The organism is Streptomyces sp. NBRC 110035, assembly GCF_000829695.1.
Taxonomy (GTDB): domain Bacteria; phylum Actinomycetota; class Actinomycetes; order Streptomycetales; family Streptomycetaceae; genus Streptomyces.
Genome location: NZ_BBNN01000030.1, coordinates 17428 through 37749, shown reverse-complemented (window position 1 = coordinate 37749; position 20322 = coordinate 17428). Strand labels below are relative to the sequence as shown.

14 protein-coding genes and 2 pseudogenes are annotated in these 20322 nt (G+C 72.3%); 7 read left to right on the top strand and 9 right to left on the bottom strand.

Going from position 1 to position 20322, the window contains the following annotated elements; translation table 11 throughout:
* Positions 1-73: 73 nt before the first annotated feature.
* Positions 74-679, bottom strand: a complete 606-nt coding sequence (locus tag TU30_RS20230) for a biotin transporter BioY (RefSeq protein WP_042171930.1) — start codon at positions 677-679, stop codon at positions 74-76.
* Between the two features lie 234 nt (positions 680-913).
* Between TU30_RS20230 and TU30_RS20225 the strand changes: the two are divergent.
* Positions 914-1987: pseudogene (locus TU30_RS20225) on the top strand (amino acid permease); the annotation flags it as partial.
* 211 nt (positions 1988-2198) lie between these two features.
* Entirely contained in the window at positions 2199-2441 is a 243-nt protein-coding gene (locus tag TU30_RS20220; RefSeq protein WP_042171928.1) for a hypothetical protein, read from the top strand.
* 49 nt (positions 2442-2490) lie between these two features.
* Here TU30_RS20220 and TU30_RS20215 read toward each other — a convergent pair whose 3' ends face one another.
* Positions 2491-3138, bottom strand: a complete 648-nt coding sequence (locus tag TU30_RS20215) for a DsbA family protein (RefSeq protein ID WP_042171926.1) — start codon at positions 3136-3138, stop codon at positions 2491-2493.
* A 182-nt stretch (positions 3139-3320) separates the two neighbouring features.
* Between TU30_RS20215 and pepN (TU30_RS20210) the strand changes: the two genes are divergently transcribed.
* Both pepN (TU30_RS20210) and TU30_RS20205 read left to right on the top strand, forming a co-directional pair.
* Positions 3321-5915: an aminopeptidase N gene (gene pepN, locus TU30_RS20210; RefSeq protein WP_042171924.1), complete on the top strand. Its 2595-nt coding sequence runs from the start codon at positions 3321-3323 to the stop codon at positions 5913-5915.
* Between the two features lie 226 nt (positions 5916-6141).
* Complete coding sequence (locus tag TU30_RS20205; protein ID WP_042171922.1) at positions 6142-7227, top strand: hypothetical protein; 1086 nt, start codon at positions 6142-6144, stop codon at positions 7225-7227.
* Positions 7228-7288: 61 nt separating this feature from the next.
* On the opposite strand, the gene TU30_RS20200 is transcribed toward TU30_RS20205, so the two are convergent.
* Together TU30_RS20200 and TU30_RS20195 are read right to left on the bottom strand one after the other, a co-directional pair.
* Positions 7289-9055 (bottom strand): TIGR03767 family metallophosphoesterase, encoded by a 1767-nt coding sequence (locus TU30_RS20200; protein ID WP_042171920.1) that lies wholly within the window; start codon positions 9053-9055, stop codon positions 7289-7291.
* A gap of 318 nt (positions 9056-9373) precedes the next feature.
* Entirely contained in the window at positions 9374-9841 is a 468-nt protein-coding gene (locus tag TU30_RS20195; protein ID WP_199816876.1) for an NUDIX hydrolase, read from the bottom strand.
* Positions 9842-10091: 250 nt separating this feature from the next.
* Between TU30_RS20195 and TU30_RS20190 the strand changes: the two genes are divergently transcribed.
* Entirely contained in the window at positions 10092-13406 is a 3315-nt protein-coding gene (locus tag TU30_RS20190; RefSeq protein ID WP_042171918.1) for a S8 family serine peptidase, read from the top strand.
* Positions 13407-13486: 80 nt separating this feature from the next.
* Here TU30_RS20190 and TU30_RS20185 read toward each other — a convergent pair whose 3' ends face one another.
* Both TU30_RS20185 and TU30_RS20180 read right to left on the bottom strand, forming a co-directional pair.
* Positions 13487-14407 (bottom strand): hypothetical protein, encoded by a 921-nt coding sequence (locus TU30_RS20185; protein ID WP_042171916.1) that lies wholly within the window; start codon positions 14405-14407, stop codon positions 13487-13489.
* Position 14408: 1 nt separating this feature from the next.
* On the bottom strand, positions 14409-14945 hold the full coding sequence (locus tag TU30_RS20180) for an RNA polymerase sigma factor (protein WP_042171914.1): 537 nt from the start codon (positions 14943-14945) through the stop codon (positions 14409-14411).
* Positions 14946-15333: 388 nt separating this feature from the next.
* Between TU30_RS20180 and TU30_RS20175 the strand changes: the two genes are divergently transcribed.
* Positions 15334-16350, top strand: coding sequence for an aspartate-semialdehyde dehydrogenase (locus tag TU30_RS20175; RefSeq protein ID WP_042171912.1), 1017 nt, complete (start codon positions 15334-15336; stop codon positions 16348-16350).
* A gap of 61 nt (positions 16351-16411) precedes the next feature.
* Here TU30_RS20175 and TU30_RS20170 read toward each other — a convergent pair whose 3' ends face one another.
* From TU30_RS20170 to TU30_RS20160, 3 genes and pseudogenes are all read right to left on the bottom strand, one after another.
* Positions 16412-16759 carry a type II toxin-antitoxin system PemK/MazF family toxin gene (locus TU30_RS20170; RefSeq protein WP_042171910.1) on the bottom strand — a complete coding sequence of 116 codons (348 nt, stop codon included), beginning with the start codon at positions 16757-16759 and terminating at the stop codon, positions 16412-16414.
* Positions 16746-16976 (bottom strand): ribbon-helix-helix domain-containing protein, encoded by a 231-nt coding sequence (locus TU30_RS20165; protein WP_042171908.1) that lies wholly within the window; start codon positions 16974-16976, stop codon positions 16746-16748. The genes TU30_RS20170 and TU30_RS20165 overlap by 14 nt, the downstream gene beginning before the upstream one ends.
* A gap of 129 nt (positions 16977-17105) precedes the next feature.
* Positions 17106-17550, bottom strand: a pseudogene (locus tag TU30_RS20160) (DUF1203 domain-containing protein).
* Positions 17551-17723: 173 nt separating this feature from the next.
* Between TU30_RS20160 and pepN (TU30_RS20155) the strand changes: the two are divergent.
* Positions 17724-20312 (top strand): aminopeptidase N, encoded by a 2589-nt coding sequence (gene pepN, locus TU30_RS20155; protein ID WP_042171905.1) that lies wholly within the window; start codon positions 17724-17726, stop codon positions 20310-20312.
* The last annotated feature ends 10 nt before the right edge of the window (positions 20313-20322 follow it).

Here is a 20322-nt window from a genome sequence, read left to right as displayed (position 1 = left end):
GCGCTGTACGCGCGCCCGGCCGGCCTCCTTCCTGCTGTCCGTCCGTGCCGGATCGGCCCGAGGAGTCCTGCCGTCAGCGCTTGTTGACGAACCGCCAGGCGGTGGGGAGCACTCCCATGGCCAGGGCCGCCTTCAGGGCGTCGCCGATGAGGAACGGAGTGAGGCCGGCCGCGACCGCGGCGGAGGCGGACATGCCGGTGGCCAGCGCCAGGTAGGGCACGCCGACGGCGTAGATGACCGCCGAGCCGAGCAGCATGGTGCCCGCCGTCCGCCAGACGGAGCGGTCGGCGCCGCGGCGGGCGAGGGAACCCACCACGACCGCGGCCAGCAGCATGCCGAGGACGTAGCCGAACGACGGCATCCCGATGCCGGACCCGCCCTCGGCGAACCACGGCACGCCGGCGGCGCCCGCCATCGCGTACAGCGCGAGGGCGAACAGACCGCGCCGGGCGCCGAGGGCGGTGCCGACGAGGAGCGCGGCGAAGGTCTGGCCGGTCACCGGGACCGGGGAGCCCGGGACGGGGACGGCGAGCTGGGCGGCGATGCCGGTGAGCGCGGCACCTCCGACGACGAGGGCGACCTCCCGTACGCGGGACGCCGGGACGAGGTCGGCGAGGACCAGGCCGACTCGGGTTCCGCCCTGCTGGGGCAGAGCGGATGGGGCGGCTGCGGTGCTCATGGGGACTCCGCGGAGGTGAGGGCGGTTCGGGACACCGCGACGCTATCCCAGCGCCCTCGCGCCGATCACCGTCAGCGCCCGACAAAGGCTCCGGCGGGCCCGTGGTGGGCTCCGGACAAAGAACTCCCGCCAACCCGGGTACGGGGTGATGCCGGTCACTGAGGTGACGTGGCCTCCCCTACAGGACCCGGCCGGTCGGCGTCTGTAGGGTCCCGCCAAAGCGGCCGGCTCCGGTCGGGCTGGGCGTTCTGGGTGCTGCTGTGCACGGCGGTCGGCCTGGAGGGCATCGGCGCCGCGAAGATCGTCACCGGCTGGCTCCCGGGTACGCCCGAGTGGGCGTGGGTGGCACTGTTCATGGTGGTGTTCTGCGCCACGAACCTCGCGGCCGTGAAGAAGTTCGGCGAGTTCGAGTTCTGGTTCGCGGCACTGAAGGTCGGCGCGATCTCGCTGTTCCTGGTGCTCGGCGTGCTGGCCGTCGCGGGCGTTCTGCCGGGCACCGGCTCCCCCGGCACCTCGAACCTCACCCCGCTGCTCCCGAACGGCGGCGAGGGGCTGGTGATCGGCCTGCTCGCGTCCGTCTTCGCGTACGGCGGCCTGGAGACGGTGACCATCGCCGCGGCGGAGTCGGAGAACCCGGTCAAGGGTGTCGCGAGCGCGGTCCGTACGGCGATGTGGCGGATCGCGCTGTTCTACGTCGGCTCGATGGCGGTCATCGTCGCCCTGGTCCCGTGGGACTCGCCGGCGGTCGTCGAGCAGGGCCCGTACGTCGCCGCCCTGGACCGGCTCGGCATCCCGGGCGCCGGGCAGCTGATGAACGTCGTGGTGCTGGTGGCGCTGCTGTCCGCGATGAACGCCAACATCTACGGCGCCTCGCGCATCGGCTACTCCCTGGTGCGGCGCGGCCAGGGGCCGAAGGTGCTGGGCCTGGTGTCGGCCGGGGTGCCGAGGGTCGCGGTGCCGGCCTCGTCGGTCTTCGGGTTCCTGTGCGTGCTGCTCAGTTACTGGCGGCCCGACGACGTCTTCTCCTGGCTGCTGAACATGATCGGCGCGGTGATCCTCGTCGTCTGGATCTTCATCGCCGTCTCGCAGCTGCGGCTGCGCCGCGTCCTGGAGCGCGAGGCGCCCCAGGAGCTGGTCGTCCGGATGTGGGCGTTCCCGTGGCTGACGTGGATCGCCCTGGCCGGGATGGCCGCCGTCTTCGTCCTGATGGCCCGGGAGCCGGACACGCGCGTGCAGCTGTACTCGACGGGCGGCATGACCCTCCTCCTGGCGGCCGCGGGCTACGTCCGGCAGCGGGCCGGGGCACGCTCCTCCCAGGGCTCGCACACGGACCCGGGGAACCGAACCCCGCGCACACCACTCCTGCTGCTAGCCTGCAGTTGCAAGCAATCTGCAATAAGCATCCTGCCCCCGTGACCGTCTTCTCACCGTTCACCCGGCAGGCGGAAAGACGGAAGCCCCCGCGAGGACTCGACTCGCGGGGGCTTCCGGTATGCGGCATTCCGGGTCAAAGTGCCTCATGACGACAGCCAGGACCAAGAAGTACCCCTGCTCGACATGCGACGCGGAGCAACCGCATCGTCAGCTGAACAGGGCGGAGCAGGAGCAGCTCAAGGAGAGGCTGGGGCGGGCGGGGGTGAACGAGTTCTGGATCTGCGTGAACGTACTGGACCCGGAGTCCGGCAGGCAGTGCCGCAACCTGCGCACGGGGTGGACGGTGAAGCCGTTCCCCAAGCCCATCCGCCTGCCCGAACCGGAGTGACGGTCCCGGTGTCACCCCTGTCCGAAGCGGCCGGCCCCGGAGCGTCCCGTCACAGGTTGCCGAAGTCCGGGCCCTTCGTCCGCGTCCGCTTGATCTCGTAGAAGCCGGGCACGGAGGCCACGGCGAGGGTGCCGTCCCAGAGGCGGGCGGCCTCCTCACCCTTGGGGGCGGGGGTGACGACCGGACCGAAGAAGGCGATCTGCTCGCCGTCGGCGCCGGGCACGGCGATGACCGGGGTGCCGACGTCCTGGCCGACCTTGTCGATGCCCTCCTTGTGGGAGGCGCGCAGCTGGGGCTCGTAGGGGGTGGCGTCCCAGTGGTCCATGAGGGAGCCGGGCAGCCCGGCCTCCTTCAGGCCGGCGGCCACGGCCTCCTTCGTCGGGCCCTCGCCGTCGTTGTGGATGCGGGTGCCGATCGCGGTGTAGAGGTCGCCGAGCACCTCGGCGCCGTGCTCCTCCTGGGCCGCGGCGACGACACGGACGGGGCCCCACGCCTTGGTCGCGAGCATCTCGGCGTACTCCTCGGGCAGTTCGTCGAGCTTGTCCTCGTTGAGAACGGCGAGGCTCATCAGGTGCCAGCGGACCTTGATGTCCCGCACCTTCTCCACCTCCAGCACCCAGCGGGAGGTCATCCAGGCCCAGGGGCACAGCGGGTCGAACCAGAAGTCGACAGGAGTGGTGGTGGACGCGTCCGGCATGTCGCTCCTCGGAAGGGAATCAGGTGCGGGCAATCGCTTCCCCGGGAAACACCCGCGCTCCACCCCTCATTCCCGCCCCTCCCCTTCCCTCCTGCCACGTGTCAGGGGCGCATGGCAGGATCGGTGCTGTACAGACCTGTCGATGTCGACGACGCACGAGACGACGCATGAGGAGTCCGCCTGTGCCCGGTGAGAACCTGACCCGCGACGAGGCCCGGGAGCGGGCCGCACTGTTGTCGGTGGACGGGTACGAGGTGTCCCTCGACCTGCGCACTGCGATCGGCACGGCCGGCGGGGAGGGCGGGGGCGGCGTGGACGGGCCGCGCACGTTCCGCTCGGTGACGACCGTCCGGTTCCGCTGCGCGGAGCCCGGCGCGAGCAGTTTCGCGGACCTGATCGCGCCGAGCGTGACGGCCGTCTCGCTCAACGGGCGGGACCTCGACCCGGGCGAGGTGTTCGACGGCTCCCGGCTGCTCCTCGACGACCTCGCCGCCGACAACGAGCTGATCGTCGACGCGTGGTGCGCGTACTCCCGTACCGGCGAGGGCCTGCACCGCTTCGTCGACCCCGAGGACGGCGAGGTGTACCTCTACACCCAGTACGAGCCGGCCGACGCCCGCCGGGTGTACGCCACCTTCGAACAGCCCGACCTCAAGGCGCCCCACCGCTTCGAGGTGCGGGCCCCCGAGGGCTGGACGGTGTGGAGCAACGGGGTCGGTGAACTCACCGACGGCGTGTGGCGGTTCGCGGAGACCAAGCCGATCTCGACGTACATCACCTGCGTGGTCGCCGGGCCGTACCACTACGTCACCGACTCCTACGAGCGTGAACTGCCCGACGGCACACGGCTGGAGATCCCGCTCGGCGCGATGTGCCGCAAGGGTCTCGCGCCGCACTTCGACGCCGACGACGTCTTCCTGGTGACCAAGCAGGGCCTGGACTTCTTCCACGACCACGTCGACTACCCGTACCCCTTCGGGAAGTACGACCAGGCGTTCGTGCCCGAGTACAACCTGGGCGCGATGGAGAACCCGGGTCTGGTGACCTTCCGGGAGGAGTACATCTTCCGCGGCAAGGTCACCCGGGCGTCCTACGAGGGCCGCGCCAACACGATCCTGCACGAGATGGCGCACATGTGGTTCGGCGACCTGGTCACCATGGAGTGGTGGGACGACCTGTGGCTGAAGGAGTCCTTCGCCGACTTCATGGGCGCCTTCTCGCTCGTGGGCGCCACCCGGTTCACCGACGGCTGGGTCACCTTCGCCAACCGTCGCAAGGCCTGGGCGTACCGCGCGGACCAGCTGCCGTCCACGCACCCGGTCACCGCGGACATCCGCGACCTGCAGGACGCCAAGCTGAACTTCGACGGCATCACGTACGCCAAGGGCGCCTCGGTGCTCAAGCAGCTGGTGGCGTACGTCGGCCAGGACGCTTTCCTGGAGGGCGCCCGGCGCTACTTCAAGCGGCACGCGTACGGCAACACCCGGCTCGGTGATCTGCTGTCGGTCCTCGAGGAGACCAGCGGGCGCGACATGACGGCGTGGTCGCGGGCCTGGCTCCAGACGGCCGGGGTCAACTCCCTGACGCCACAGGTGCTGTTGACCGCGGAGGGCAGGATCGACGAGCTGGCGGTGGTGCAGGAGGCCGCCGAGTCGCTCCCGGAACTGCGCCCGCACCGGGTCGCGGTGGGCCTGTACCGGCGGACGGACGACGGCGCGCTGGAGCGGTACGCGCGCGCCGAGGCGGACGTCGACGGGGCCCGTACGGTCGTCGCGGAACTCGCCGGGGCCGACGCGCCCGAGCTGGTGCTGGTCAACGACGACGACCTCACGTACTGCAAGATCCGCTTCGACGAGACCTCGCTGGCCACGCTCCGCGGACACCTGGGCGCGCTGACCGACCCCCTGGCCCGCGCCCTGTGCTGGTCGGCGCTGTGGAACCTCACCCGGGACGCGCTGCTGCCCGCGCGGGAGTTCGTGGACCTGGTCCTGCGGTTCGGCGGGCGCGAGTCCGACATCGGCGTGCTCCAGATGCTGCACGCCTGGGCCGAGTCGGCGATCGTCCACTACGCGGCGCCCGCCTGGCGGGAGACCGGCGGCCGGCTGCTCGCCGAGGGCGCCCGGCGCGAGCTGGAGGCCGCCGCGCCGGGCAGCGAGCAGCAGCTGGCCTGGGCCCGCTTCTTCGCCCGGTCGGCCGGCGCGCCGGGCGACTTCCAGCTGCTCCAGGAGCTGCTGTCGGGCACGGTGACGGTCGAGGGGCTCGACGTCGACCAGGAACTGCGCTGGGTGTTCCTGGAGCCGCTGGCCGCGCACGGGCTCGCCGACGAGAAGGCGCTGGCCGAGGAGCTGGCCCGGGACGACACCGCCTCCGGCAGGCGTCACCAGGTCCGCTGCCTGGCCGCCCGCCCGTCGGCGGAGGTCAAGGCGGCGGACTGGGACCGGGTCGTGGAGTCGCGGGAGCTGTCCAACTCGCTGGTGGAGGCGACCATCGCCGGTTTCGCCCAGCCCTCGCAGCGGGAGCTGCTCGCCCCGTACGCGGAGAAGTACTTCGCGGTGATCGAGCGGGTGTGGGAGGAGCGGTCGATCCAGATCGGCATGCACGTGGTGCGGGGACTGTTCCCCGAACTGCTGGACTCGCCCGGGACGCTGGACGCGACGGACGCGTGGCTCGCGGCCCACGAGGACGCGCCCCCGGCACTGCGCCGTCTGGTGCTGGAGGCCCGGGACGACCTGGCCCGTGCGCTGCGCGGCCAGGCGTGCGACGCGGCGGCGGGGTGACCGCGGGCGCGTCCCGCAGGACAGGCCCGCGGTCACCCCGCCGGGACGCGCACTCCGCGACCGTTACGAAATTCGGTCAATAACAACCGTGACCCCTGGTCCCACTCGAGCGGACCAGGGGTTTTCGGCATCCGAACACGCGTCCCCCGGGGCAGGCCTGTACCGGATTGCCGACGGGCGTGCAACAGGGCTTCGGGAGCGGCCCCGGCACGGGAGATTGCCGGACATGAACCACGATTTCCCGCTTCCCCCGCTTCCCCCGCTCTCCCCGCGCCCTCTCGGCGCCGGGCCGCGGCGCGTGCTCACGACCGCCCGTCTCCGCTCGCACGGCGTCCCGGCCGCGCAGGCCGACGACCAGTGCCGCCCCGGCGGACCCTGGCAGCTGCTCCTGCCCGGCGTCGTCCTGCTCCACCCCGGTCCGCCGACCAGCGAGGAGCGGCTGCACGCGGTGCTGCTGTACACGGCGCGGGAGCGGTCCCCCGGCAGGTCCGGGCACGTCCCCGACCAGCCCGGCCCGGCGGACCCGACGGCCCCGCACTACGAGGACGCGATGATCACCGGTCTCGCCGCGCTGGCCCTGCACGGCTTCTCCTCCGCTCCCCCGCTGCCCTCCCTGGGCACCATCGACGTACTGGTCCCGCGGCTGCGCCGGCTGCGCTCCACGGGCTGTGTGCGCATCGTCCGCGCCCCGGTGCTGCCGGCCCCCGAGCGACTGGCGGGCGTACCGGTGGCACCGGTCCCGCGGGCACTGGCCGACGCGGTGGCGGGCCTGGCCGACGCGGGCACGGTGCGCAGGCTGCTCACGGAGGCGGTGACCGGCGGCCACTGCGACGCGGCCGCGCTGGTACGGGAACTGACCGCCGCGAGGCTGCTGGACCGGCCGCAGGTGGAGCAGGCGGTGAACTCCCTGGTGGCCGAGGGGCGTGCGCACGCGGAGGACCGCCTGTACCGGATGGTGCGCGAGTACGGTCTGCCCGACCCGCTGTGGAACGTGGACCTGAGCCTGCCGGGCGGCCCCCGCCTCGGCGGCCTGGACGCGTACTGGCCGCAGCAGGCCGTGGCACTCGACCTGGACACCCACCGGGACGACCGCCCGGAGAACCGCCGGGAGAACCGCCGGGACGACGGCATTCCGCGGGCCGAGTACTCCCGCAAGCGGGAGCACCTGGAGCGGCTCGGCATCACGGTCGTGCGGATCGCCCCGCGCAGGCTGCGGGACGCGGCGGAGCAGCAGGCGGCGGTGATCCGTACGGCCCTGATGGCGGCGGACGACCGCGAGCCCGCGGCCTACGTCGTGGTGCTGCCGCGTTGAACCGGCCCCGGGGCAGAGCCCCCGGGCCGTTCGTCCCGACGCGCTCCGCCCCGCCCCGGCCCTACGCCTTGAGCAGGAGCTCCGTGTTGCGGTCCTGGGGGGTTCCGCCGAGGTCGGTGCGGGCGCCGGGGGCGTTGCAGGACAGCTCGCGGTAGAGGGCGGCGAGGCCGGTCTGGGTGAGGTCGCTGTAGTCCGTGCGGGCCGGGGCCGCGGACTCGACCAGGGTGGTGAACAGGGAGAGGGTTCCGTCCTTGTTGTCCACCAGCTCGATGACGCGGGCGAGTTGGGGGAAGTCGACGTGGGAGGCGGTGGAGATCTCCCAGAAGGAACCGGCCGAACCGGTGTGCGGGGTGACGGCGTTGCGGTGGATGTGGCCGTTGACCCAGGCCACCACGTTGGGGTGGCTGCCGAGGAGTTCGACGAGTTCCCCGCCGTCGTGGCGCCGCTCGTCGGGGCGGGCCGGGTCGCGGTGCGTGTTCGTCATCGACTTGCTGGTGTGGTGGCTGAAGACGATCGCGCGGGCGTTCCTGTTGGTGCGCAGTGTCCTTTGCAGCCACAGCAGTTGGGCCGTGCCGAGGGAGCCCGTGTAGTGGCCGCCGGGGTCGGTGGTGTCGAGGCTGATGCCGATGACGTCCTCGGAGACGCGGAACGCGTAGTACTGGGTGCCCGCGTCGAGGTTGGCGGCGGAGTAGCCGTGCCCCACCGGCCCGAACCCGCGGTAGGCGGGATCCAGGTGGGCCTCGACGTACTCGGCGGGCGTGAAGGGGGCGCGCGCCTCGTCGGGGGTCACCGGCCGCATGGCGCGGGCCTGGGACCTGAGGAACGCGCCGTACTGGACGCCCCGCGGGTCGGTGGCCTTCTTGATGGTCTGCCGGAGCTTCTTCGCCTCGGCCGCCCCGAGCTCCATCAGCTTGCGGCCGCCGACGGCGAGTTCGGTGAGGTACGGGTCGCCGTGGGAGGCGTAGCAGCCGAGGGGCATCGCGTCGTGGTTGCCGACGGTGGAGTACCAGGGGAGGTTGAGGCCGGGGCTGTTCACCTCCCGGACGGCCGCGGCGAGGAAGCCGTCGAGGTGCGGGAAGCCGAGTTGTTTGTCGGCGTCGCGGGTGGTGGCGTCCGGCTGCCAGTACTGGCGCAGACCGCTGTTCTGGACGCCCTCGTACTGGCGCGGGTCCCCGCTGTTGGGGGCGATGCGGCCGCCGCTGAGCGCGGTCAGGTACCAGTCCAGTTCGGAGCGGGTGTTGTTGTCGGTGTTGTCGCCGGTGGTCATCGCGAAGTGCAGCGGGGAACCGGTGACGGGGGCGCCGCGCAGGGAGTTGATCCGCTCGACGAGGGAGACCGCGCCGTGCACGGTGAGCGCCTCGTGCGGCCGCCAGGCGTGCACATCGGTGGAGCGCAGGTACTCCAGGCGCAGCGGATGCTGCGTGTCGATCACATGCAGGTCGGTGAGCTGTACGAACGCGGCCAGCGTGGTGCGGCGGTCGTCCCGGCCGGAGCGGGCACCGGCCAGCTCCCCGCGCACCACCCGCCCCCAGCCCGGCCCCTCGGCGAGGCGCCGGTAGCCGGCGCCACCGCCGCCGCGCGGTGCGGACACTCCGGCGACGGTGGTGCCGCGCGTGTACGGGGCGAGCGGGGCGGCCGGCGCCTGCCGGGAGGAGGCCGGTACGGCCTCGTCCGCGGCGGCGTCGGCACTGCCGGCGGCCACGGCCCGGTCGCCGCCGGGCAGCAGGGCGTATCCGGCACCGGCGCAGAGGGCGAGGGCACCGGTGGCGGTGAGGAGGGAACGGCGGTGGAGTGCGGTGGAGCCGGCTACTGGGCGTATGCGCGACATGGCGCTTGTCTCCCCGGGTGCGAACGCATCGGCAGTGACCGCGGGGCGCTCGCCGGTGGTTCGCCGGGTGGACGTCCCGCTCGTACTGGATGCTTGGCAGCGGGAATGGCCTGCGTGTGAACGCGGCGGCAACGCGCGACGCCGATCGCCGTACGTGGATCTTGGACCACCCGGGCCGTCGGCCCGTGCTTCCGCGCCGGTCCGGGACCGGTCACGCCGCGTTCACTTCACGGGGAACCCCAGGAACGCCACCCCTTCGCATTACGGGCATCGCTTCCCATCGGCTCACGAGGTCCAGAGGTTCACGCGCTCCACCCGTCAGCCTTCCGCCTGTCCCACCCGTCCCTCCGCCGGGCGCTCCCGCCACAGCCGCAGCCCGGTGTCGACCAGGCCGACCCTGAGCAGGTCCGCGACGGCGTCCAGGGGCCGCCAGGCGGCCAGTTCGGTGGAGCCGCCGATCTCGCTGCGCAGCTCGCCGCCGACGATCCGCCCCTCGTAGACCAGTCGTACGGCCTGATGGTCGACGGCGCGGTGGAGCCGGAGCGGGCGGCGGGGAAGAGCGCGCCGGACGGAGTCCACGCCGAGCAGTCCGGTGACCTCGACGCGATACCCGGTCTCCTCCTCGACCTCCCGCCGCACGGTGTCGTACGGATCCTCGCCGTGCTCCATGCCACCGCCCGGCAGCACCCACTCCGGATCACCTCCGGGCACCGGGGACCGGGCCAGCAGGAGCCGTCCGTCGCACACCACCACGGCGTAGGCCGCCACCCTCAGGGTCCGCCGCATTCCGGGACGTTACCCCGCGAGCGCCCACGGGGCCCACCCCCGGGCGACTTGCCCGCTTCGACCCCCGACACCCCATAAACGCATCGCGGGTTTTCCCCATACATTCATCTCGATTCAGCCAACCCTCGCCAAACACACACCCCTTGCGTAAGGCTCAACGATCGTCCGGGATCGCATTCCGGACGATCGCGGCCAGGGTCGATCGGCTCCGGTCGCTCCACGATGGTGCCTTTACTTACGAGGGATGCCGATGACCCAGTCCTCCCCGCGCGAACCGCTGTCGGGCGCGAGACGCGCGGCCCGTATCTCCCTGGCCGCCGGCCTCGTCGCCGCGCTCTGTGCGGTCGGGCCGATACCTCTGGCGGCCGCCGCCGACGCGCCGGCCGCCGCACCCGTCGACGGTGACGTCAAGTCCGCGCACGACAAACTCGGTTCGGGCGACGCCGACCTCCTCGCCGAGGCCAAGGCCGACGGCGCCGAGAACGTCACGATGATGATCGCCACCGCCCCCGGCAGGACCGAGCAGGTCGCCGAGGAGCTGAACGCGGTGAAGGGCGGCTCGGTCGGCCGGACCCACGACAGGCTCGGCTACGTCCGCGCCACCGTCCCCACCGCCAAGGCGGACTCGGCCATCGCCGCCGCCGCCAAGCTCTCCACCGTGCACGGCATCGACCTGCGCGACGAGATCCCGCTCGACGACCCGACCCCGGCCGCGGACACCACCGCCAAGGCCAAGGGCAAGGGCGGCTCCGCCACCTACCCGGGCCCCGACGGGCGGACCCCCGCGAAGAACCCGTACAACCCGTCCTTCGAGACGGGCGCCGTCGACTTCGTGAAGAAGAACCGCACGGCGGACGGCCGCGGCGTCACCATCGGCATCCTCGACTCGGGCGTGGACCTGGCCCACCCGGCGCTGCAGAAGACCACCACCGGCGAGCGCAAGATCGTCGACTGGGTGACGGCGACCGACCCGATCGTCGACGGCGACCGGACCTGGCGCCCGATGACCTCCTCGGTCTCCGGCCCGACCTTCACGTACAACGGCACGACCTGGCAGGCCCCCGCCGGTTCGTACCGGGTCAGCACCTTCCTGGAGTCGTACACCACCGGCGGCGACGCGGGCGGCGACGCCAACCGCGACGGCGACACCACCGACTCCTGGGGCGTGCTGTACGACGCCGAGGCGGGCACCGTCCGGGTCGACCTGAACGACAACCAGGACTTCTCCGACGACACCCCGATGAAGCCCTACAAGGACGGCTTCCAGATCGGGTACTTCGGCACCGACGACCCGGCCACCGACGTCGCCGAGCGCCAGCCGTTCGTCGTGGAGATCCGCGAGGACGTCCCGATGGACCCGTACGGCGGGGACTGGGTCGGCAAGACGGCCGACTTCGTCAACATCGGTGTCATCGAAGGCTCGCACGGCTCGCACGTCGCCGGCATCACCGCCGCCAACGGCCTGTTCGGCGGGCAGATGGACGGCGCGGCGCCCGGCGCGAAGCTCGTCTCCTCCCGTGCCTGCACCTGGTCCGGCGGCTGCACCAACGTGGCGCTGACCGAGGGCATGATCGACCTCGTCACCGAGCGCGGTGTCGACATCGTCAACATGTCCATCGGCGGCCTGCCCGCCCTCAACGACGGCAACAACGCCCGCGCCGAGCTGTACACCCGCCTCATCGACACCTACGGCGTCCAGCTGGTGATCTCCGCGGGCAACTCCGGCCCCGGCGCCAACACCATCGGCGACCCGGCCCTGGCCGACAAGGTCATCTCGGTCGGCGCGTCCGTCTCCAGGGAGACCTGGGCCGCCAACTACGGCTCCGTCGTGAAGACGAAGTACGCCATGATGCCGTTCTCCTCCCGCGGCCCGCGGGAGGACGGCGGCTTCACGCCGACGCTGATCGCGCCCGGCGCGGCGATCAACACCATCCAGACCTGGGCGGCGGGCCAGCCGGTCGCCGAGGCGGGCTACGGCCTGCCGGCCGGTTACGGCATGCTCCAGGGCACCTCGATGGCGTCCCCGCAGGCCGCGGGCTCCGCCGCGCTGCTGCTGTCGGCCGCGAAGCAGAAGCGCATCGACCTGACGCCCGCCGAGCTGCGCACCGCCCTCACCTCCACCGCCCGGCACGTCAGGGGCCTGCAGGCCTACGAGGAGGGCGCCGGCCTCATCGACGTCGAGGAGGCCTGGGACTCGATCCGCGACGGGGCCACCGCGCACGAGTACAGCGTGAAGGCGCCGGTCGACACCGCGATCGAGCAGTTCCTGGAGACCCCCGGCTTCGGCACCGGCCTCTACGACCGCGAGGGCGGCCTGAAGGCGGGCCAGAAGAAGACGTACGACATCACCATCACCCGTACGTCCGGTCCCGACCGCGCGATCCGGCACGAGCTCGACCTCGAGAACAACACCGACCGCGTCTTCCGCATCGTCGGCGACGACGACGTGCGGCTGCCGCTGAACGAGCCGGTGACCGTCACGGTCCAGGCCTCGCCCCGGTCGGCCGGCCTCAAGAGCGCCATCCTCGAGGTCGACGACCCGCGCACCGAGGGCGTCGACCGGCAGATCCTGAGCACCGTGGTCGTCTCGGCCCCGCTGGCGCACACCTTCTCCGCCTCCGGCACCGCCCAGCGCAACGCCACGACCTCCTACTTCGTCACCGTGCCCGAGGGCGTGAAGACGCTGGAGATCGCGATGAGCGGGCTGAAGGCCACGAGCCAGACCCGGTTCGTCGCCATCCACCCGTACGGCGTCCCGGCCGACCCGACGTCGACCGTCAACTGCTACCCGAACTACAGCAACCCGGCCAACGCCTGCCGTCCCGACCTGCGTTCGTACGTGAACCCGCAGCCGGGCGTCTGGGAGATCGAGGTCGAGGCGCGCCGCACCTCGCCGTTGCTGAAGAACCCGTACAAGCTGGACGTCGCCGTGCTCGGCGCGGTCTTCGACCCCGAGACCGTGACCGTGCCGGAGGCCGGGGTCGGTACCCCGGCGGACGTCTCCTGGAACGTGACCAACGAGGCCGCCGACCTGGACGGCAAGCTGGTCGGCGGCCCGCTGGGCTCCGCCCTGTCGGACCGTCCGGCCATCGGCACGGGTGACGTCCGCACCACCACGGTCGAGGTGCCCGAGGGCGCGGCGTCGCTCGACGTCGCCATCGGCAACGTCTCCGACGCCTCCGCCGACCTGGACCTCGCGGTCTACGACGCGGCCGGCGCCCTCGTCGGCCAGTCCGCCGACGGCGACTCGGAGGAGTCGGTGTCCGTCGCCGACCCGGCGGCCGGTACGTACACCGTCGAGGTCGTGGGCTACTCCGTCCCGGCCGGTTCCACCGACTACGACTACCGGGACGTGTTCTTCTCCGCCGCGCTCGGCGAGGTCACGGTCGACGGTTCCACGCCGGTGCGGATCGGCACGGGCGAGTCGGCCACCGTCTCCGGCACCGTCACGGCCGCCGCGGCGGCCCCCGAGGGCCGCGAGTTCTTCGGCCAGGTCCAGCTGGTCAACGCGCGCGGCACGGTCGCGGGCACGGGCAGCGTGACGATCGGGAAGGTCGTGCCGTAACCGACGGCCACCAGCGGCAGGGGCGGGCGTCCACGAGGACGCCCGCCCCTTTCGCCGTACGCGCCCCGCGCCCGCGTCGGTCACTCGCAGGTCAGGGTGCGGGAGGCGGGCAGGGCGGCGGTGATGCGCGCCCGCTCGGGGGCGATGCCCTCCTCGCCGACGATCACGGCGTCCGGGACGGTCCCCTCGCGGGGCAGGCCGACCAGGACCTGGTCGCCGGTGCGCAGCCGGGGCCGGCCGGTGGCCCCGGTCAGGAAGGTGACCTCGTCCCGGTCCCCCGCGTTCGTGCCGGGCTCCGGCTCCGGCTTGTAGCCGCGGGTCACCTCCAGCGTGACGCGGTCCCCTCCGGCGCCCGGTACCGGCTCCACCCCGGTCACCGTGCCCTCGGCGACGAGCCGGGCGCAGGCGAGGTGGCGGGGACTGCCGAACAGGTCACCGGCCGGGTCCCCGGCACCCGTGGACCGCTCGTCGCCGGCCGCCTTGTCGGCGGACTCGGCTGCCGAGGAGGCGGTGTCGCCCTGCCCGGGCTGCGCCACGAGCCAGCCCGTACCGAGGACCGCCGCGGCGGCCGCCGCGGCGGCGAGCGCGCCGAGGGCGACCCGCAGCGGGCGACGGGGCGCGCGGCGCGAGGGCAGGGGCGTCACCGGCGCGCGGGGGCCCGTCGTGGGCCTGCCACCGGGGCTGGTAGACGTCCCGGTCACGGCCGCCGGAGCAGCCTCCGGCCCCACGGCCTTCTCTCGCGCTGCCGGCGTCCCCACGGCTGCCAGCGTCTCCCCGATCAGGCCCAGGTGCTTCCTGAGCACGGCGACGTCGGCGGCGGCCGCGTCCCGCGCGGCCGTGAACGCCGGGTCCCGCCGGGCCGCGGCGGGCAGCGGCTCGTCGAGGATCGCGGCCATGAGGGCGTCGACGCCTTCGTACTCGGTGCCGTCGCGCTGAGGGCCGTCGTGCTCGGTGCCGCGCTCGTCGCCGGTGTCGTTCCGGTCGTCGTCGTGGACGGCCACGTCACACCACCTCGTCCTCGTGCAGGCGGGCGCGCAGGGCCCGTACGGCCGTGTGCAGCCGGCTCTTGACCGTGCCTTCGGGCACGCCGAGCTGCTCGGCGATCGAGCGCACCGGCAGGTCGGCGTAGAAGCGCAGCACGACGACCTGGCGCTGGGCGTCGGGCAGCCCGTCCAGGCCGCGGGCGACGGCGAGGGAGAGCAGGCGGGTCTCCTCGTCGGCCGGGGGTCCGGCGGGGCGCAGCGCGGCGAGGCGTTCGCCGAGCCGTTCCTGGCGCCGTCTGGCCCGGTGCCAGTCCATGGCGAGGTGGGAGGCGACGACGGCGGCCCAGGCCGAGACGTCCCGGGGCGCCTCCTGCCCGCTCACGGCACGCTCCAGCAGCCGCAGCCGGACCTGCTGCACCCCGTCCGGCAGGTCGGTCTGCGGCACCCCGCCGAGCGCGAGCACCGCCCGTACCCGGCGTTCCTGCGCCGCGTCCAGCGGGTCGTCGTCCACGGCGCCGGACGCCTGCCGGCCACGCCGGATCCTTCCGCGCAGCACTGCCCACCCCCTCACTCTGTTTCTCCTACGACGCCGGTGCGGCCCGGAACGTTCGCCCGCCGCGCGAATCGGGTGCGAACCGGGGGCGAGCCGGGTGCGAACCGGGCAGAGGCGTACGTCACACCTCCGTGTGAGGGGAGTGGGCCGGGGCAGGGAACCTTGCGGCCGCCGACCCCCGACGACTGAATTCCTGCAGCTCAAGGGGGTGGCGACCGCAGGTCCGCGACCGGCGGGGATGCCGGTGCGTCCCACTGTGCGGGCAGGGGGCGCAAAGAACTGGACAGGCGGGCCGTGGTCGGCCGCATGATGGAAATGCCCCGGCCGGCAGGCAAAGGGCACAGGTACGCCGTATACGTCGTATGACGCAGAACGCAGTGAGGGAGACGTCGTGAGGGTCGGAATCGTCGGAGCCACCGGTCAGGTGGGCACGGTCATGCGCAGCATCCTCAAGGAGCGGAACTTCCCGGTCACGGAGCTGCGCCTGTTCGCCTCGGCCCGCTCGGCGGGGACGGAGCTGGACGGCGTGACGGTGGAGGACGCGTCCACCGCCGACTACACCGGTCTGGACATCGTGCTGTTCTCGGCGGGCGGTACGACGTCGAAGGCGCTGGCCGAGAAGGTCGCCTCGCAGGGCGCGGTCGTGATCGACAACTCGTCCGCGTGGCGCAAGGACCCCGAGGTTCCGCTGGTCGTCTCCGAGGTGAACCCGGACGCGATCGCGAACCGTCCCAAGGGCATCATCGCCAACCCGAACTGCACCACGATGGCCGCGATGCCGGTGCTGCGTCCGCTGCACGACGAGGCGGGCCTGGACGCGCTGGTGGTCGCCACGTACCAGGCGGTGTCCGGTTCCGGTCTCGCGGGCGTGGCGGAGCTGCACGGCCAGACCCAGAAGGTCGTCGCCGACGCCGACAGGCTGACCCACGACGGCGGCGCGGTCGACTTCCCGGAGCCGGCCGTCTACAAGCGCCCCATCGCCTTCAACGTGCTGCCCCTCGCCGGCAACGTCGTGGACGACGGCCTCAACGAGACCGACGAGGAGCAGAAGCTGCGCAACGAGTCCCGCAAGATCCTGGACATCCCCGGCCTGAAGGTCTCCGGCACCTGCGTGCGCGTCCCGGTCTTCTCCGGGCACTCCCTCCAGATCAACGCCCGCTTCGCCCGCCCGATCAGCCCGGAGCGCGCGACCGAGCTGCTGGCCGACGCCCCCGGTGTCGTCGTCACCGACATCCCCACCCCGCTGCAGGCGGCGGGCCAGGACCCGTCCTACGTCGGCCGCATCCGCCGCGACGAGACGGTCGACAACGGCCTGGCCCTCTTCGTCTCCAACGACAACCTCCGCAAGGGCGCGGCCCTGAACGCGGTCCAGATCGCGGAACTGGTGGCGGCCGAGCTCAAGCGGTAACCGACAGCCGTTACGAGGGGGCGTCCGCCGGCCGGCCGGCGGACGCCCCCTCTGCGCATCCTCACAGCGCCAGATGCCGCCGCAGCGCCACGTCGATCTCGGTCATGCGCTGCCGCGGCACGGCGCCGACCCTGTGCATCAGACGTTCCGGCGCAATGGCACGGACCTGCTCGCACTGCACTTTGGAGTCCTTCGGCAGACGGCTCTCCTCCGAGCGCAGAAGAACCTGGAACGTCAGGACGCGAGAGGTGTTGGACGTCAGCGGCGCCACGGTCACAACTCCCCGGTTGTTCCGTACGACGGACTCGTTGGCGGCGTCGTTGGAGACGATCACGGCAGGCCTGACCTTGTTGGCCTCGCTGCCCCGCGCCGGTTCCAGGTCCACCATGTAGATGTCACCACGCCTCATCGGTGATCCCGTCTCCGCTCGCCCGGTCCCACAGCCGGGCATCCTCGCTCCCGTCCCATTCGGCGAAAGCCTCCGTGTACTCCTGCTCGAGCTGCGCCTGCCTGAGCAACTCGATGGCGGCATGTATCACGGCCGACCGGGACTCGGCCTCCGTACGGGCGGCGTACTCGTCGACGAAGGCCAGGTCCTCCTGGGGCAGACTCACACTGATCTTCATACCCTCAATGCTACCCGGGGCAGGAAGTCCAGGGCTACCGTTTTCCGTGCCGTGCCCTTGCCCAAGTAGGAACATCTTGATCCTCGCGTCACAACTGATCAATCACCTCGTCGGCGGCGGACGGGACAGTCACGGCCGGCTGTCTCGCCGCACCTCGTGGAGGAAGCAGCCGTACTCCACCGCGCGGACGTGGACGAGGGCGACGGCCGGGTCGGTGAAGGCCTCCGTGAGGGCGGGTCCGAAGCCGTCCGGGGTGTCCACCAGGCGGCCGCCCAGGATGGTGCCGTCGGAGGCGTGGCGGCGGAGGCGTGGCGGCGGAGGACACGGTGGGCGGCCGTGAAGGGGAGGCCGTCGTCGCCCTGCGGTCCCGCACGCTCCTCGGCGTGGAGGAAGACCGGCCCCCGCTCGTCGTACGGGCCCGGGTCGGCGCCCGTGTGTGCCGCCCAGCGACGCAGAGGGCGTAGGTGACCAGGGTGATCAGCTCTCCCGCTTCGCCGCGGCGCAGGCAGCAGCGGAGCGGGGCGCCGCCCTCGTTGTCGGTGCGGGGGACCGGGGAGCGGCCCGCGTCGTCCATGGTGCGCGGTTCTTTCAGGGCCTGTGCAGGGACGGGGTGGGGGGGTATGGGCCGCTGTCACGGGTTCGGAACCGTGCCCGACCGGGCACGCCACCGGCGGGAAATGGACATCGCGTTCCGAGCCGGTGGCGTGGAAGGATGACGCAACCCACACATAACGAGGAGATGACCGCGTGCCTGGCACAAACCTGACTCGCGAAGAGGCGCAGCAGCGGGCGAAACTGCTGACCGTTGACTCGTACGAGGTCGATCTCGACCTCTCCGGCGCGCAGGAGGGCGGCACCTACCGGTCCGTGACCACGGTGCGCTTCGACGTCTCCGGGGACGGAGGGGACTCCTTCATCGACCTGGTGGCCCCCACCGTCCACGAGGTGACCCTCAACGGGGACCCCCTCGACCCCGCCGGGGTCTTCACGGACTCCCGCATCGCCCTGCCCGGTCTGCTCCCGGGCCGCAACGTCCTGCGGGTGAGCGCCGACTGCGCGTACACCAACACCGGTGAGGGACTGCACCGGTTCGTGGACCCGGTGGACGACCAGGCCTATCTCTACACCCAGTTCGAGGTGCCGGACGCCCGCCGGGTGTTCGCGAGCTTCGAGCAGCCCGACCTCAAGGCGACCTTCCGGTTCACCGTGAAGGCGCCGGACGGCTGGACCGTCGTCTCCAACTCGCCCACCCCCGAACCCCGTGACAACGTCTGGGAGTTCGAGCCGACCCCGCGGATGTCGACGTACGTCACGGCGCTCGTCGTCGGCCCGTACCACTCCGTGCACAGCGTGTACGAGAAGGACGGCCAGTCGGTGCCGCTCGGCATCTACTGCCGGCCCTCGCTCGCCGAGTACCTCGACGCGGACGCGATCTTCGAGGTCACCCGGCAGGGCTTCGAGTGGTTCCAGGAGAAGTTCGACTACCCGTACCCCTTCGGGAAGTACGACCAGCTGTTCGTGCCGGAGTTCAACGCGGGCGCGATGGAGAACGCGGGCGCGGTCACCATCCGCGACCAGTACGTCTTCCGGTCGAAGGTGACGGACGCGGCGTACGAGGGGCGGGCCGCGACGATCCTGCACGAGCTGGCCCACATGTGGTTCGGCGACCTGGTCACCATGGAGTGGTGGAACGACCTGTGGCTGAACGAGTCGTTCGCCACCTACGCCGAGGCCGCCTGCCAGGCGGAGGCGCCGGGCTCGAAGTGGCCGCACTCGTGGACGACGTTCGCGAACTCCATGAAGACCTGGGCCTACCGCCAGGACCAGCTGCCGTCCACGCACCCGATCATGGCCGACATCCGTGACCTGGACGACGTGCTGGTCAACTTCGACGGCATCACGTACGCCAAGGGCGCCTCGGTCCTCAAGCAGTTGGTGGCCTACGTCGGCACGGACGCGTTCTTCAGCGGCGTGCAGGCGTACTTCAAGCGCCACGCGTACGGCAACACGCGCCTGCCCGACCTGCTGAGCGCCCTGGAGGAGACCTCCGGCCGCGACCTGAGCACCTGGTCGCGGAAGTGGCTGGAGACGGCCGGCATCAACGTGCTGCGCCCGGAGATCGAGACGGACGGCCCGGACGGCACGGGAACCATCACCTCCTTCGCCATCCGCCAGGAGGCCCCCGCGCTGCCCGCCGGCGCCAAGGGCGAGCCGGTCCTGCGCCCGCACCGGATCGCGGTCGGCCTGTACGACCTGGACGGGGCGAGCGGCAGGCTGGTGCGCGTCGACCGGGTCGAGCTGGACGTCGACGGCGAGCTGACCGCCGTACCGGAGCTCGTCGGCAGGGCGCGCCCGGACGTCGTGCTGCTCAACGACGACGACCTGTCGTACGCCAAGGTCCGCCTGGACGAGCGGTCGCTGGCCTTCGTCACCGAGCACCTGGGCGACTTCGAGGCGTCCCTGCCGCGCGCGCTGAGCTGGGCGTCGGCCTGGGACATGACCCGCGACGGCGAGCTGGCCACCCGCGACTACCTGTCGCTGGTGTTCTCGGGCATCGGCAAGGAGTCGGACATCGGCGTGGTGCAGTCGCTGCACCGCCAGGTGAAGCTGGCGATCGACCTGTACGCCGCCCCGTCCTCCCGCGAGACGCTGCTCACCCGCTGGACGGAGGCCACGCTGGCCCATCTGCGGGCCGCCGGGGCGGGCAGCGACCACCAGCTGGCGTGGGCGCGCGCGTTCGCCGCGACGGCGCGCAAGCCGGAGCAGCTGGACCTCCTGGAGAGCCTGCTGGACGGCACCCGGACGATCGAGGGCCTGGCCGTCGACACCGAGCTGCGCTGGGCGTTCGTGCAGCGGCTCGCGGCGGTGGGCCGGTTCGACGAGGCGGAGATCGCCTCGGAGTACGAGCGGGACCGTACGGCCGCCGGCGAGCGCCACGCCGCCACCGCGCGCGCCGCCCGGCCGACCGAGGAGGCCAAGGCGGAGGCGTGGGCGTCGGTCGTGGAGTCCGACAAGCTGCCGAACGCGGTCCAGGAGGCGGTCATCGCCGGCTTCGTCCAGACCGACCAGCGCGAGCTGCTGGAGCCGTACACGGACCGGTACTTCGAGGCGCTGGCCGGCGTCTGGGAGTCCCGCTCGCACGAGATGGCCCAGCAGATCGCGGTCGGCCTCTACCCGGCGGTCCAGGTCTTTGACGAGACCCTGGAGAAGACGGACGCCTGGCTGGCCTCCGCCGAACCGACCCCGGCCCTGCGCCGCCTGGTCTCCGAGTCCCGCGCGGGCGTGGAACGCGCCCTGCGCGCCCAGGCCGCGGACGCGGCGGCCGAACGGGCGTAACCCGTACGAG

Coding starts and splice junctions, on each gene's coding strand:
- TU30_RS20230 (WP_042171930.1), bottom strand. CDS start 679: ATGAGCACCGCAGCCGCCCCATCCGCTCTGCCCCAGCAGGGCGGAACC.
- TU30_RS20220 (WP_042171928.1), top strand. CDS start 2,199: ATGACGACAGCCAGGACCAAGAAGTACCCCTGCTCGACATGCGACGCG.
- TU30_RS20215 (WP_042171926.1), bottom strand. CDS start 3,138: ATGCCGGACGCGTCCACCACCACTCCTGTCGACTTCTGGTTCGACCCG.
- TU30_RS20205 (WP_042171922.1), top strand. CDS start 6,142: ATGAACCACGATTTCCCGCTTCCCCCGCTTCCCCCGCTCTCCCCGCGC.
- TU30_RS20200 (WP_042171920.1), bottom strand. CDS start 9,055: ATGTCGCGCATACGCCCAGTAGCCGGCTCCACCGCACTCCACCGCCGT.
- TU30_RS20195 (WP_199816876.1), bottom strand. CDS start 9,841: ATGCGGCGGACCCTGAGGGTGGCGGCCTACGCCGTGGTGGTGTGCGAC.
- TU30_RS20190 (WP_042171918.1), top strand. CDS start 10,092: ATGACCCAGTCCTCCCCGCGCGAACCGCTGTCGGGCGCGAGACGCGCG.
- TU30_RS20170 (WP_042171910.1), bottom strand. CDS start 16,759: ATGAGGCGTGGTGACATCTACATGGTGGACCTGGAACCGGCGCGGGGC.
- TU30_RS20165 (WP_042171908.1), bottom strand. CDS start 16,976: ATGAAGATCAGTGTGAGTCTGCCCCAGGAGGACCTGGCCTTCGTCGAC.